At 44.8% G+C, this 14,646-nt stretch carries 12 protein-coding genes; 10 read left to right on the forward strand and 2 right to left on the reverse strand.

What is annotated here, in order from left to right:
- Positions 1-324 precede the first annotated feature (324 nt).
- The 5 genes from thyA to HW560_RS19140 all read left to right on the forward strand — a co-directional run bounded on the left by thyA (position 325) and on the right by HW560_RS19140 (position 7,021).
- Complete coding sequence (thyA, locus tag HW560_RS19120) at positions 325-1,119, forward strand: thymidylate synthase (protein WP_090899835.1); 795 nt, start codon at positions 325-327, stop codon at positions 1,117-1,119.
- Positions 1,120-1,174: 55 nt separating this feature from the next.
- Entirely contained in the window at positions 1,175-1,663 is a 489-nt protein-coding gene (locus HW560_RS19125) for a dihydrofolate reductase (RefSeq protein ID WP_090899832.1), read from the forward strand.
- Between the two features lie 625 nt (positions 1,664-2,288).
- A complete protein-coding gene (locus HW560_RS19130; protein WP_110001192.1) occupies positions 2,289-3,776 on the forward strand; it encodes a glutamate synthase subunit beta in 1,488 nt (495 codons plus the stop codon).
- A 302-nt stretch (positions 3,777-4,078) separates the two neighbouring features.
- Complete coding sequence (locus HW560_RS19135; protein ID WP_179265850.1) at positions 4,079-4,546, forward strand: ferric iron uptake transcriptional regulator; 468 nt, start codon at positions 4,079-4,081, stop codon at positions 4,544-4,546.
- Between the two features lie 126 nt (positions 4,547-4,672).
- Positions 4,673-7,021 (forward strand): type IA DNA topoisomerase, encoded by a 2,349-nt coding sequence (locus HW560_RS19140; RefSeq protein WP_179264252.1) that lies wholly within the window; start codon positions 4,673-4,675, stop codon positions 7,019-7,021.
- Positions 7,022-7,110: 89 nt separating this feature from the next.
- Here HW560_RS19140 and HW560_RS19145 read toward each other — a convergent pair whose 3' ends face one another.
- Both HW560_RS19145 and HW560_RS19150 read right to left on the reverse strand, forming a co-directional pair.
- Entirely contained in the window at positions 7,111-7,875 is a 765-nt protein-coding gene (locus HW560_RS19145) for an HAD family hydrolase (RefSeq protein ID WP_090899823.1), read from the reverse strand.
- Between the two features lie 43 nt (positions 7,876-7,918).
- On the reverse strand, positions 7,919-8,839 hold the full coding sequence (locus tag HW560_RS19150; protein WP_090899820.1) for an ArsR/SmtB family transcription factor: 921 nt from the start codon (positions 8,837-8,839) through the stop codon (positions 7,919-7,921).
- A gap of 201 nt (positions 8,840-9,040) precedes the next feature.
- On the opposite strand from HW560_RS19150, the gene HW560_RS19155 reads away from it, so the two are divergent.
- The 5 genes from HW560_RS19155 to HW560_RS19175 all read left to right on the forward strand — a co-directional run bounded on the left by HW560_RS19155 (position 9,041) and on the right by HW560_RS19175 (position 14,575).
- On the forward strand, positions 9,041-10,240 hold the full coding sequence (locus tag HW560_RS19155; protein WP_090899817.1) for an MFS transporter: 1,200 nt from the start codon (positions 9,041-9,043) through the stop codon (positions 10,238-10,240).
- An 83-nt stretch (positions 10,241-10,323) separates the two neighbouring features.
- A complete protein-coding gene (locus tag HW560_RS19160; protein WP_076289134.1) occupies positions 10,324-11,049 on the forward strand; it encodes a phosphonate ABC transporter ATP-binding protein in 726 nt (241 codons plus the stop codon).
- A gap of 22 nt (positions 11,050-11,071) precedes the next feature.
- Positions 11,072-12,394, forward strand: coding sequence for a hypothetical protein (locus tag HW560_RS19165; protein WP_143067035.1), 1,323 nt, complete (start codon positions 11,072-11,074; stop codon positions 12,392-12,394).
- A complete protein-coding gene (locus HW560_RS19170) occupies positions 12,387-13,085 on the forward strand; it encodes a response regulator transcription factor (RefSeq protein WP_063562821.1) in 699 nt (232 codons plus the stop codon). The genes HW560_RS19165 and HW560_RS19170 overlap by 8 nt, the downstream gene beginning before the upstream one ends.
- Positions 13,082-14,575: a sensor histidine kinase gene (locus HW560_RS19175; protein ID WP_090899811.1), complete on the forward strand. Its 1,494-nt coding sequence runs from the start codon at positions 13,082-13,084 to the stop codon at positions 14,573-14,575. Before HW560_RS19170 ends, HW560_RS19175 begins: the two co-directional genes overlap by 4 nt.
- Positions 14,576-14,646 lie beyond the last annotated feature (71 nt).

The following is a 14,646-nucleotide window of genomic DNA, read 5'->3' on the forward strand; positions in this document are numbered from 1 at the left end:
TGGTACACTGTAGTAATGATCAGTTATGATGTGGCTCCAAGCCAATCACGGTCTATATATTTAGTATTTAAGTTAGTTAAACTAACCTTTTACACGAGAACGTAGAGGACAGAAAAAACCTGAAGAAGCGGAGCTAAAAGCTTTCTGAAGGAAAGCTGCATCGGAAGCATACGCTTCGCCTTTATCCCCGGATTTTATACTTTTGGAAAAGGAAATCAAAAAAATCTGGTGATAACAGCGATCGGAAGGTTGTTCTGTCATCGGAGTGGTAAGTGTAAATATTCTTTAGTTTAGTATGAAAAAAAAGTGCGAGGGGAATATAATTTGAAAAACTATCTCGATTTATTACAGGATATCTTGGATACAGGTGTGCATAAAGGAGATCGCACCGGAACTGGAACACAGTCGGTATTTGGCAGACAGCTCCGTTATGATTTGTCCGAAGGGTTCCCGCTGGTAACAACCAAACGAATCCATCTGAAATCAGTCATTCATGAGTTGTTGTGGTTTTTGAGTGGGGATACGAACATAGCCTATCTGAAGGAAAACGGTGTGAAGATCTGGGACGATTGGGCCGACGAGAATGGCGACCTGGGTCCGGTATATGGATCACAATGGCGTACTTGGGAAGCACCTAACGGAGAGAAGATCGATCAGATTGCTGCTGTTATTGATTCGATCAAAAATAATCCGGATTCACGGCGTCACCTCGTTAGCGCCTGGAATGTGGCGGAGATTAACCACATGAAACTGCCTCCTTGTCATTTCGCGTTTCAGTTCTACGTGGCTGAGGGTAAACTATCATGTATGCTTACCATGCGTTCTGTAGATACGTTCCTCGGACTGCCATTTAACATTGCCAGCTATGCGCTGCTGACACATATGATTGCACAGCAGTGTGATCTTGAAGTGGGAGAGTTCATCTGGTCCGGTGGGGACGTTCATATCTACTCAAACCATGTGGAACAAGTGAAAACTCAGCTGGAGCGTGAGCCATTTGCGCTGCCTAAGTTGGTAATCAAGCGCAAGCCGGATTCCATTTTCGATTATACGTTTGATGATTTTGAGTTTGAGAACTATCAGCATCATCCGGGTATTAAAGCTCCGATTGCAGTATAAGTGCGTGATTTGGAGCAATCTCTAAACAGACACGGATTGAAGGAGTGTGTAATCTTTGAGCATTGAACTTGTATGGGCGATGGGCGAGAATGGTGTCATTGGTTTGAATAATTCCATTCCGTGGCGTTTGCCTAAAGATATGGCCTTTTTCAAGCAACGTACGTTAAACAAAACAATTATTATGGGACGCAATACATGGGAGTCCTTTGGGGGAAAACCGCTTCCGCAACGCCGGAATATTGTCGTAACCAGAGATCTGAACTACAAAGCAAATCAGGCTGAAGTGGTGCATTCGATTGAAGAGGGTCTGGAAGTTACAAAAGGCGAAGAGCTTTGCGTTATTGGCGGCTCCCAGGTCTATCGTGAGTTTTTGCCGCTCGCAGATCGTCTGGTGGTGACCAAAATTCATGAGGATTTTGAGGGGGATACCTTTTTCCCGGAAGTGGATTGGTCGGAGTGGGAGCTAACAGAACAGATCGAAGGCGAGCAAGATGAAAAAAATGTTTATGCGTATACGTTTGAGTTCTATGAACGAAAACAGTAAAAGGGACATAAAATGAAGTAGAAGAGCCCCAACATGCGCTATTTACGAAATAGAAGGGCGCTGATTTGCGAAACATTCGTGAACAGCGTTTTTTCTTTTAAAAATTAAATGAAATAATTATGAAATGACATATAAATAACATAAAGGTGACGCTGTATTAACAGAAGTATGAATATAATACATAGCCTCTAAAACACTCTGTGGTAAAAAAGTATAAAAAATGTAGGATTTCACCGTTGTAAAGTCCTAAAATGAGATATTATTCGGATTTTCTGGCGTAAAATAGCATAAACTGTTGTTTTTAATGACAAATTACCTCACATTCAAATGACGTTTCGATCGTTTTTCCTTTAAATAAACGCCTAATTTCAAATAGCCATACCTTAGAAATAACCATTTTAAGGGTATTGACCATGGGTAGACTTGGACGATATGATGTATAAAATACAAATAATTATTCGGATAATCCATTTAATATTCAGCATGCAAAGTGCTACTATAATTGAAATATCTTCGAGAAGATTTTGTGATACAATATACAAAAACTCAAACATGAGTAATCCATTTCATATAGAACCATGCAGATGAAGGGATTAAGACAAGAACGGATGGGGGAAAACGTAAGATGTCTACACCTACTGGATTTATGGAATACAAACGGCAGCTGCCTGCGGACCGCCAACCAGCGGAGCGGGTTAAGGATTGGGAAGAGTTTCATAAACATATGGCTGAAGAAGAGCTCAGAACACAAGGTGCACGATGCATGGATTGTGGTACCCCGTATTGCCATACAGGTATAGATATGACTGGCGGAACGTCGGGCTGCCCTGTGCATAACCTGATTCCAGAATGGAATAATCTGGTGTATCGTGGTTTGTGGAGAGAAGCGCTTGACCGTCTGCACAAAACGAATAATTTCCCTGAGTTTACAGGTCGTGTCTGTCCTGCTCCTTGTGAAGGGTCATGTACAGTGGGACTGATCGGTGAACCTGTAACCATCAAAACGATTGAAGAAGCGATTATTGAAAAGGGTTTTGAAGAAGGATGGGTGGTTCCCCAGCCTCCGGAGAAACGTACGGGTAAACGTGTAGCAGTTGTAGGTTCAGGTCCTGCGGGACTGGCTACTGCAGCTCAGTTGAACAAAGCGGGTCACTCAGTGACGGTATACGAGCGCTCTGACCGTGTCGGCGGTTTGCTGATGTATGGTATCCCTACCATGAAATTGGACAAAAACGTCGTTCAGCGTCGTGTTGATTTATTGGAAGCAGAAGGCATTCAATTTGTAACTAACACGGAGATCGGTAAAGATATTGCTGCGCAGCAACTGGTGGATGATTATGATGCGGTTGTTCTGTGTGGCGGTGCAACCAAACCACGTGAGTTCAACATTGAAGGCAGTGACTTGAAAGGCGTACACTACGCGATGGATTTCCTGAATGGCAGTATCAAAAGTTACCTGGACTCCAATCTGGAGGATGGAAACTATCTGTCCGCACAGGACAAGGATGTTATCGTCATCGGTGGCGGGGATACTGGTTCCGACTGTGTAGCTACATCGCTTCGCCATGGTTGTCGAAGCATTACACAATTTGGTACACATACTCAGGCTCCTATGGAACGTGATCGCATTAATAACCCTTGGCCGCAATTCCCGAACGTATATACTCTTGATTATGCACAGGAAGAAGCGAAAGCATTGTTCGGTGACGATCCGCGTGAGTTCTCCATCATGACAACCAAATTTGTGGGTGACGATGAGGGTAACCTCAAAGAACTTCACACCGTTCAAATTGAACGTATTGTAGATGAGACAGGACGTAAAATCTATCAGCCTATTCCGGGTACAGAGCGCGTCTTCCCAGCTCAAATGGCCATGATTGCTATCGGTTTTGACGGACCGGAACAGACTTTGGTGGAACAACTTGGACTTGCAACAGACCGTCGTACCAACGTTAAGGCACGTTACGGCAAATACAATACCAATGTGGATAAAGTATTTGCAGCAGGTGACATGCGTCGTGGTCAAAGTCTGGTTGTATGGGCAATTAATGAAGGTCGTGAAGCTGCCCGTGAAGTGGACAAATACTTGATGGGTTCTACAGTTCTCGTATAATGAGTTAATGAGCGACAAGTGGATATGTATTTGCAATTATGAATAGAATATATAACTGATACAACAAAACTCTCGCAATTAGCGGGGGTTTTTTGTTGTTTTATGAGATCCAGAGACGTTCAGCAACAATTATTTTAGACAACTGTGAGGTATAGCATTGCTTTTTATCTCATAAAGATTTATTATTACATTATAATTATTATAAATAAGAAATGTAATGACACTTCATTGAAAACTACACGAATTGTGAAATTATAATATCCGGAGGTGCAATCTTTATGGCAAGTAACCGGGACAAATCCATTTCAGAACAGATTAATGACATTAAAAAACAGTTGGTTGCAAAAGGTTATAAGCTGACGCAGCAACGAGAAGTTACGGTACGTGTGCTACTTGAGCATGAGAAGGATCATTTTAGCGCAGAGGAAGTATTTCTGCTGGTCAAGGAACAATTCCCCGAGATTGGCTTGGCTACAGTATATCGTACGCTTGAACTGCTTAGTGATCTTCAGGTCGTAGAAAAGATAAACTTTGGGGACGGTGCTGCGCGCTTCGACTTGCGAAGTACGGATGGCTCACACCACCATCATCACTTGATTTGCACAGAGTGTGGCACTGTAGAAGAGATTATGGAGGATGGCTTGCTTCGTTTGGAACAACAAATTGAGCGGCAGTACGGATTTGCGGTTACAGACCATCGGCTTGATTTTCAGGGCGTATGCAAAGAGTGCAGAGCAAAGCAGGCTTTGAATGAACAGGCAGCAGGGTAAATCCAATTGGGGAGGATGCTCCCGCAACCAAAATCTGATATAATAAGTTTCAGAAGCAAGGGGCTTCCGTGGGCGGAAGGCCCCTTTTTGCCGTCATGTGGACGGTGAAGGAGGAGAGATGGACGGATGAAGACACTGGTTATTGCGGAAAAGCCCGACATGGGCCGAACCATTGCCGCCGTCATAGAACCAAGAGCCAAGAACAATCGCAATTATTTGGAAGGTGAGCATTACATTATCACCTGGGCGATTGGCCATCTATTGGGACTTGCTGAACCGGATGCCTATGATTCAAAGTACAAGCGCTGGAATATCGGCGATCTGCCGATCATTCCGGATCAGTTCAAGATTGTACCCAACCCCAGAACGAAAGATCAACTGAAAATGATCGGAGAACTTGCGAAAAGAGCCTCGGCCATCGTTAATGCTTGTGATGCAGGGCGAGAGGGACAGTATATTTTTGCCTTAATTCAACAGCAGTTGAAGCTGCCTCAGCCTGTCAAACGTCTCTGGATATCGGATCTGACCGCAGAGAGTATTAAACGTGGTTTTGACGGTTTGAAAGACGCCTCGGAATTTGAGAATTTGACCCATGCTGCCCGGGCTCGTAGTGAAGCGGATTGGTTGATTGGCATGAATGCGTCCCGGGCTTTCACTACACGACATAATGCCTTGCTCTCTGTAGGCCGGGTGCAGACCCCGGTACTGGCCTTGATCTATGATCGGGAAATGGAGATTGAAGCGTTCCAGTCCCAGACCTTTTATGAAGTAGCCGCATGGTTTCGTCAGGAAGGAGTGGAGTACAGGGGATTACGTCAAGGAGACAAGCTGACCGACCCCGCCGTGGCTGAATCGATTGCGACCAGTGTGAAGGGGAAGAAGGGACAGATTACCAAGTACGAAGCAAAACAGACCAAGGAGTATCCATACCGGTTGTATGATCTGACCCTTTTGCAGCGTGAAGCAAATGCCAAGTATGGATATGGGGCGAAGAAAACGTTGGATATTGCACAGGCGCTTTATGAGAAACATAAGGTGATCTCTTATCCACGGACAAATTCAAACTACGTTACGGAACAGAATATTGAAGGGATGCACAAAACGCTGAATTTGCTTAAAAACGGACCTTATAGTGAGCTGGCGCAAGGAGCGAAACCTGAACTTGTTCATAAAGGAAACAAAGGTGTATGTAACCCGTCCAGAGTTGAGGATCACCATGCGATCCTGCCTACATTGAAACGACCGGGTACGTTATCCAAGGATGAGCAGAATATCTATGATCTGATCGTAAGACGTTTCTTATCCCATTTCTATCCGCCAGCAGAGTACAAGCAGCATACCGTGCTCACTGACGTTGAGAAGCACCAGTTCAAGACCTCTGTGAAAGAACTGCTGTCACTGGGGTGGAAGGTGGTACTGGGATCTTCAGATCAGGAGCAGACAGGCAAGAAAAAAACAAAGAAAAATAGCAACGAAGAAGAGGAAGCAGAGGAATGGACGGATAAGGCTTTTGCCGTTCAACCTGAGTTGCCTGTTCAATGTACCAAAAGTGAATTCAAGGAGAAGGCGACCCAGCCTCCCAAAAGTTACACTGAGGGAACGTTGCTGAAAGCAATGGAGAGTGCAGGGAAACAGATCGAGAATGAAGAGCTGCGTGATGCGATGAAAGACAGTGGACTGGGTACACCTGCGACACGTGCGGCAACGATAGAACGACTTAAAAACGTGGGTTACATTACGATGCAGGGTAAAAAGATGCAACTGACGTTGAAGGGCCGGACAGCCATTGAATTGATCCGCAAGGCAGGCGTAGATCTGTTAACCTCGCCTGAAATGACAGGTCAGTGGGAAAGAAGATTGTATCAAATTTCCAAAGGTGAAGCGGGCCAGGACAAGTTTATGGAGAACGTCAAGAAATTTACGATGTCCATTATTGATAAAGTACGTGTGCAGGCACCGGCACCAGCGGATGCTTTTGGTGAAGATACACGTGGAGGACGGGGGAAAGGCAAGGGAGCCAAAACCCAGAAAACCAGCAACAGAACAACTTCCACCAAGACATCAGGTACTGGCTCAAGTACCCGTGCAGGTTCGAAGACTTCACGTCAAACGTCGGAAACGTCATCCAGAACTGGCAGTGTCGCGAACGCGACGGCACAAACTCGATCTTCGACTTCCAGTCAACCGGGCGTTCGTGAAACGCTGGCATCTTGTCCATCACCGGGTTGCACCGGTCAGATTATTGAAGGCAAGAAAGGTTATGGCTGTACACGCTTTAAGGAAGGCTGCGGGTTTGTCATTTGGAAAGAGTACGTCGGCAAAAAAATCACCAGTACGATGTTGAAAGCGTTGATTGAAAAGGGGAGTACTCAGGTACTGGCTTTTAAACGAAAAGACGGAAGTACGGTGAAGGCTCGTATTATTTTGCAGGATAAGGCAACAGGCAAACTATCTGCGGAAAAGCAGGATGCATAAGGCTTTGGATGTAAAAGCAGAAAGAAAAACGTGCAGCCTGATATACCAGTGCAAATTCAAATATTATTAAACCAATAAGAAAAGGACCCTTACCCAAGGGTCCTTTTCTGTTGCTGCTGTTGTATATTTTCATGGATGACCTTCGGTACCTCTTCCAGGGCCGTGATGGTATACATCGATGTCTCGGGATTAGGTTGAAGCTCCACCATATTGTATTGCCATTCGTTAGGCTGCTTGATATATATGCTATGGATACCAGCCGTCACTGCTGGCATGATATCTGTGCGCAGTGAGTTACCAATCATCCACGTTGCACGACGATCAAACGGGCCATTTGAGAGAATCCCTTCCAGCGCTTCAATGTTCTTATGCTGCCGAATGTAGATCCGGTCATCGAAATAAGCCGAGAGCTTCATCTGGTCAATCTTCCGCTGCTGAATTACGGTTTCTCCTCCTGTGTACAGATACAGGGCATGTCCAGCTGACTTAAGATTCTCCAGCGTTTCGACCATATGCGGATAAGGCTCAACCTCTTGGTCATATACACTCATTCCTAATTTGGTGAGGTAAGACTCTTCTTGATGAGAGGTTGGCTTTGAGAACTTCTGGGAGAAGTAACGGTAAGTATCAATAAGGGATTGCGGGAAATGGTGACTTGCAAATCCCAGTTTGTTAACCCCGGTTACATCGATCTCCAGCTGCTTTTCCCTAATTTGTTGAACCGTTAGGGCATGTCCGTCAAACCACTCCTGCATGTTCTCGAAGAATTCACCAAGCACCAGGTTGAAATATTTATTGCAGTACACGAGTGTATCATCGAGATCAAACAAAATATGTTGTTTTATTATTTTCATATCCAATTCACTCCTTGCAGCAGCAGCACAGTTGTTCATATTTTTATATGCGAATATAGGATTCCAGGAACATGTTCAATTCAGATACGCCATCCGGTCGAATACTGTATTTCTCTTTCCGATTACTGCCGAGCAGATGGGTTCGCAGCAGTCCAGCGATGCGCAGTGCCATAACCTGATCTTTAACCATATCCTCGTCTTTGCCCAACTCTTCACACATTTCGGCGAGCGACTTCGGTTCACCTGACACGTAGCGGAGCAGACGGAGTCTTTCCGGATCAGCCAGGGCATGTGTGAAACGAAGCAGACAGGTCGGTGGTTGGTCTTCATCCTCTTCCGGTGCGTCTACAGGATACTGCATGATCATCATGCCCTCATAGAAGCAGTACATATTAATAGGACGGTTGTGGACGGTTGGAAACAGGATAACTTCATCCAGTCCAGGCATCGGTTCAACCAGAACACCCGCAGTAGCGTATTCAATAAGGAGTTCAGGCCCCATTTTATCAAGCAGTACGCGTTTCTCTTCAGCGTCTTCCTCGAGCCAGGTACGATAATCCTCACTCATATTCTGGCAGTAATGCTGATCCCAGAGTCGTAAAAGTGGCACATAGCTATCCCGAATACGTGTAGATTCTTCTATTGTAAGATGGGGAAGCAGAACAGATACGCGTGCGAACAGCTCTTCGGCTGTCAGTCCAGCAAGCATATCCAGAAAATCAATATTCTCATTAGAAGTGTTCCGATAGGCCGCCCATGCAAATAATACATCAAAGTCATCAAAAGGCCAGGTGGCAGCAGGTGCGAGCGCTGCTCGAACATTGGAACTTAGTTTGCCTTCCACCTCAATGATCCATTCGGGGCCAACATCCAGATGTTGAATCCATTTCTTCGTTACATAGACCAAAAAGCTGTTGAGCATTTCATATATCGGTGAAACATCGATTTTAACGTGATAAGCCATATGATGCAGAATCCTCCCGTCACATCTAAATGTACGCAGCGACTTAAGTACTATTATGGCTTGTTTTGCAGGGCGTTGTCCACTATAATGTTCAAGTCCGGGGCAAAACCCCAGGCTTAACCATGCATGATCAATAGAATAGATATAACATCTGAAAGGTCGTCAGTGATGGCGATTTTTCTTTGTATGCTTGCAGGAGGAATGATTTTTGTGTCATCTATAACCACCCCCAAATTATCACATTCTACATCAAACTATCTCATTCTGATTACCGTTATTGTTGTGGCGGGGATCAGTCAGGGCCTTTTATTACCGGTGCTCTCGATTTTTTTGGAGCAAAAGGGAGTCTCACCGGGTTTAAACGGATTGAATGCAGCCGCACTGTACGTTGGCTCTTTTGCCATGACCTTGGTGGCCGAACGATTGCTGGGAGCTATTGGTTTCAAAAAGCTGATTATCGGCGGACTGTTATTTGTCATGATTCCCCTGATTCTGTTTCCTTATTTTCCGGATATCAAAATTTGGTTCATATTGCGTCTCGTCGTCGGAATCGGGGATAGTGCACTCCATTATTCTGCCCAATTATGGGTACTACTGGTGACCGCACCCGAAAAACGCGGACGTTACATCTCTTTATATGGAATGTCTTATGGTTTAGGATTCAGTATTGGCCCATTGGGAATCAAACTGCTTGGGTTTGGAGATGCCGTTCCATTCTGGGTATTATTCGTGTGTATGGCTGCTGTGCTTATCCTTGTATTAATGAAGCTTCCCGATACGAAGCCGGAAAAGGCTGAACATGGACAACTGCCTGAACGCCGTTTCCGTCGGAGCCTGGGTTGGGCGTGGTATGCGCTGTTGCCTGCGTTATTGTACGGGTACATGGAAGCCGGGATGAACAGCAATTTTCCGGTATACGGACTGCGTATTGGTCTGGATGCCAATCAGATATCGTCCTTGCTGCCTTTTGTCGGAATTGGTGGTCTGTTCCTGCAATTACCGCTAGGCATGTTGAGTGACCGTTATGGACGTAAGCAAACATTAATGTTTGCTGGTATTACTGGGGGGATCATCTTCATGCTGGTTCCTGTTGCGGGCACACATTTCTGGTGGACACTTGTGCTGTTGACCATAGCAGGAGGTCTGGTAGGTTCATTTTTCTCGCTTGGCCTGGCTTATGCCGCAGATATTTTGCCAAAAGCGCTGCTGCCTGCAGCGAACGTGGTGGCCTCATTTCATTTTACAATTGGAAGCATCATTGGACCGAATCTGGGTGGGCAAGTGATCAACTGGATTTCACCAGGAAGCATGTTTATTTTGCTTGGATTCATGTATCTTCTTTTTGGTGCAGCAGGTGTATTATTTCGTCGTAAACCTATGCTCGAATCTGTGGTAAAATAGAAGCTGGTGTTCGCATGGAAATTGATGTCCATTTCCGAGTACACTAGTAGTAGGGAAAAACATGGACAAGAGGAGACATCGCGATGATCAGAGTTGAGGGTTTAAGCAAATCCGTTGGAGCGGACCGGGTTCCGGTTCTGCGGGATATACGGTTCGATATGCAACAGGGAGAAATGATCGGTGTAGTAGGCTCGAGTGGCAGCGGGAAAAGCATGCTGCTTAAATGCCTTGCTATGATGGAAAAATGGGATAGTGGTCAATTTACGGTGGACGGCGCCGAGATTATAAAAGAAGGTTGGTCCGGAAAACGGAAAATTAAACGGGAATGGGCATACTTGGAACAGAATCCGCAATTGTATCCGAGACGTACAGCTTTGAAAAATGTATTGATCGGTCGGTCTGGTCAAACCCCTTTGTGGAGAATGGTAACAGGTATGGTTCGTTCGGATGATTATATGGGTGCGATGGATTATCTGGAAGGGCTCGGATTGCTGGATAAAGCACACCAGACGGCAGAGAAGCTCAGTGGTGGCGAGAAGCAGCGTGTTGCAATTGCCAGAGCGCTCGCGCATGGTGCCAAAGTTGTTTTGGCAGATGAGCCTGTCATCGGACTTGATCCTCATACCGCAGATACGGTGCTGGAAACGCTGCGCAAATTGTGCGAAGAGGAACGAGCTACCGTGATAGCAGTATTGCCGATTGAAATGGCAGAGAAACATGCGACCCGCATCTGGGGTCTTGCGGAAGGCAAAATTGCTTTTGATATACGTGGACGTCGCTTGACACAACAAGAAAAAAATATGATTTAAACTATTGAAAAGAGTGATGAATTTGCTTAATTCACGGTGGGGGCGCCTGTTAGCGGGGGGAGCAGCTATAATTGTACTCGGCTCCGTTCTTAGCGGATGCACTGTCCTGAGTGATCCCAAGCTTTTAATGAAACAACCGATGATGTCGATGGACAAGGAGAGACTTCTTACTATTGTACAGAAAGAACAACCCCCTGAAAGCCAATTAATTCGGCCCAAAGACTTGAACAACACAAGCATGATACGGGTGGCAGATTTGGATGGGGATGGAACCCGAGAAGCCATTGTTTTCTACGAAACTCCGAGCGAAAATGTGCGGATTCACGGCATGCTTCTCGAAGAACAGGGTGATACCTGGGTGAAAAAACTTACTTTTGATGTTCCAGGAAATACCTTGCAATCGTTTAAACTGCTGGACATCACAAACGATGGCAATCCTGATATTGTTCTTGGAGTGAGCCTTGAAGCGCAGAAAGCCTTAATGGCCTATTCCTATAAAGGAGGGGCCCTTGAACAGGTGATGGGCGGTGTACCTTATAATGAATTAATTATTGATGATTTGCAAGGGAATCCTTTGGATCTGAACGGGGACAAAAAAAATGATTTTGCAATCGTTTCGCTCAATACTAGCGGATTTGCCTCCATTGCTCTATATCAATATGATGATGGCAGCTTCAAGGAAGTAGACCGAATACAAACAGACTATACAGTAAAAGAATTTTATAATGCACTTGGTGGTCAAATTGCCAAAGATAAAGTGGGCTTTCTATTGGATGCTGAATTGGACGACCGAAGTACGTTTACACAGATTGTGTATGTAAAAGACAACAAACTGGTGTATGCATTCAATTCCCCTGATCAAACTTATAGAGATGACAAAATTTTAAGCGGTGATTTTAATAATGATGGTATTATTGAATTTGGATTGAAGGAAACACCCAGAGGCTGGGAACATTACGTATTTGATGCTCGGATGTGGTTCTATACTTTCTATCAATGGAATGGTAAGGATGGTAAAGATTTCGTATCCTTCCAGTATCGTGATGATGCGAATGCATTCCATCTTAACCTGAAAACGGATTGGTACGGAAAAGTTACGATAGATACCAAATCAGAAAAGGGGAAATATATTCGTTTCAAAATGATTGATACGGATGAAACGGTGGGTGAAATTAAATATTTCACACTTACGCAGTGGGAACAAGACAAGGGTAAAGGGTGGAAAGAAATTACCAAATCAAATGATCGAGTGATTGCCTATCGTAGCGCACAATCTGCGAATAACGATGGTGGATTACTGGACAATATGTCGCATCTGAACAGAAAGGACGAACTTAATGAGTAAAGTACTTATTCTTGAGGATGAAGAATCCATCCGCAGTTTTATTGTTATCAATTTGAAGAGAAACGGGTTCGAAGTGCTTGAAGCGGGGGACGGACATGAAGCGCTTCGTATTTTACAATCCGTACCAGATATTGACTTGGCTTTGCTGGATGTCATGGTTCCTGGAATTGACGGTTTTGAAGTGTGTCGACGAATCCGTGAAACGAATGAACGTCTAGGAATTATTTTCCTGACAGCCAAAGTGCAAGAGCAGGACAAGGTATATGCGCTATCCGTTGGGGCAGATGATCACGTAAGTAAGCCGTTTAGTCCAACCGAGCTTATTGCACGTATACAATCTTTGCTTCGCCGGGTCAATGTTCACCGGGAGACAGCTGCAAAGGTAACGTTCCAATCAGGGCCGTTCTCGCTCGATCTGATCTCCAAGCAATTCAAGAAACAAAATGAATTAATTGAGTTAACACCAACTGAATTTTCCTTGATTCAATTTTTCCTAGAAAAAGAAAACACACCACTCAGTCGTGATGTGCTGCTGGATCATGTGTGGGGCAAAGAGTATATGGGTGATCCCAAAATCGTGGACGTAAACATTCGCCGCTTGCGTCAGAAAATTGAAAACAATCCTTCCGAACCTGAGTACCTGCAGACTGTATGGGGACACGGGTACAAATGGAAGGGCCGGGATCAATGATCAAAAAAGGCATCACACGGCAGATCGTACTACATTACTTTATTGTAGTTTTTCTGGCTCTGCTGTTGGTCGAATTCGTATTTTTGATTGCAGTGCAAAGGTATTATTACGAGAGTATTTATAATACGATTAATCAGCAGATTACTTCGACGAATGATTTTAAAGAGACGTTATCTCGTACGGACGAGGCTAATAATTTATCGTATTTGCTCGCCAATTTACAATTGGGTAGTACCGAGCTGCAAATCCTTGATATGGATGGCCGAGTCTTAGCTAGTTCAACTGCTTTTGAGTCCGAGCATGCCGTTCTTCAAACGAGTGATATATCACAGGCCATGAACGGAAGCATAGGCCGTTGGGTGGGTAGACAACCCCTTACGGGTGAGCAAGTCATGGCTGTATCCCACAAGCTAGATTTGGGTGGCGAAAATACGTATATTGTGAGGTATCTCACCTCGCTGGATATGGTTAATTCCAAGCTTCTGGTTATGGGACTGCTTGCCGTTGCTGTAGGCGTGGCTGTACTAGTCATTGTTTTAATTATCAGTATCGGAATGGCGAATTCAATTGTGCGACCCCTCAATAACATTACAGCCGTTTCGGCTCAAATGGCCCGGGGACGTCTGGATGTCAGAGTTAAAGGGAATTACAAGCACGAGCTTGGTGAACTTGCATCTACATTGAATTTCATGGCACATGAGATTGTACGCAGTAACCAGATTAAAGACGATTTTATTTCATCTATTTCGCATGAATTGCGGACACCTCTGACCAGTATCAAAGGGTGGAGCGAAACCCTGGATTCAGGCGGGTATGATCCCGATGAAACGAGAATTGGAATGAGTATTATATCCAAAGAAACCGAGCGATTGATCGGTCTTGTTGAAGAAATGCTCGATTTCTCCAAATTGCAGCAAAATCAGATGAAGCTTGTAAAAGGCTCGGTCAGCATTCGAGAAATTGTTCAGGAAACGATGTTGAACGTCTGGGCCAAAGCGGAGCAAAAGCAAGTACATCTCAAGCTGGACACAGATGAGACGCGTGCGTTTAACGTATTTGGGGATGGCAATAGGCTGAAACAGGTCTTTCTTAATCTGGTTGACAACGCGATTAAATTTTCTCATGAGAATTCGTGGATTTTCCTTTCTGTCAAAGAAGAGAAGGGTCAGATCATAGCTGCTGTTCAGGATACGGGTATTGGTATCAGTGAAGAACATTTAATCAAGGTACGTGACCGGTTCTTCCAGGTAAATCACCAAAACGGGGGGACTGGGCTGGGGCTTGCCATTACGCAGGAACTTGTGGAACTGCATGACGGCACAATCACGATTCAGAGTGAGCTTGGGTCGGGAACTACAGTTACCGTTTCTTTACCAGCATTACCTGAAGAAGAGGCTGTGGTGAGTGAAGCTCATAAGCATAACAATGACTCTGAAGAAGTTCAGGAGACACAGGCCCAGCAGACAGAGTCCGATAAGGAAGAAACATAATCTTTTGTTGGCAACATTAAGGCTGCGTATTATTGCTTGAAATAATGTTGGGATTTACCGTACCAAAAAGG

The sequence above is a fragment of the Paenibacillus sp. E222 genome (assembly GCF_013401555.1).
GTDB lineage: Bacteria > Bacillota > Bacilli > Paenibacillales > Paenibacillaceae > Paenibacillus.

Bases quoted from the DNA above. Each gene is read 5' to 3' on its own strand.
- HW560_RS19130 (WP_110001192.1), top strand. From the start codon at position 2,289: ATGTCTACACCTACTGGATTTATGGAATACAAACGGCAGCTGCCTGCG.
- HW560_RS19155 (WP_090899817.1), top strand. From the start codon at position 9,041: ATGATTTTTGTGTCATCTATAACCACCCCCAAATTATCACATTCTACA.
- HW560_RS19145 (WP_090899823.1), bottom strand. From the start codon at position 7,875: ATGAAAATAATAAAACAACATATTTTGTTTGATCTCGATGATACACTC.
- HW560_RS19140 (WP_179264252.1), top strand. From the start codon at position 4,673: ATGAAGACACTGGTTATTGCGGAAAAGCCCGACATGGGCCGAACCATT.
- HW560_RS19160 (WP_076289134.1), top strand. From the start codon at position 10,324: ATGATCAGAGTTGAGGGTTTAAGCAAATCCGTTGGAGCGGACCGGGTT.
- HW560_RS19170 (WP_063562821.1), top strand. From the start codon at position 12,387: ATGAGTAAAGTACTTATTCTTGAGGATGAAGAATCCATCCGCAGTTTT.
- HW560_RS19175 (WP_090899811.1), top strand. From the start codon at position 13,082: ATGATCAAAAAAGGCATCACACGGCAGATCGTACTACATTACTTTATT.
- HW560_RS19150 (WP_090899820.1), bottom strand. From the start codon at position 8,839: ATGGCTTATCACGTTAAAATCGATGTTTCACCGATATATGAAATGCTC.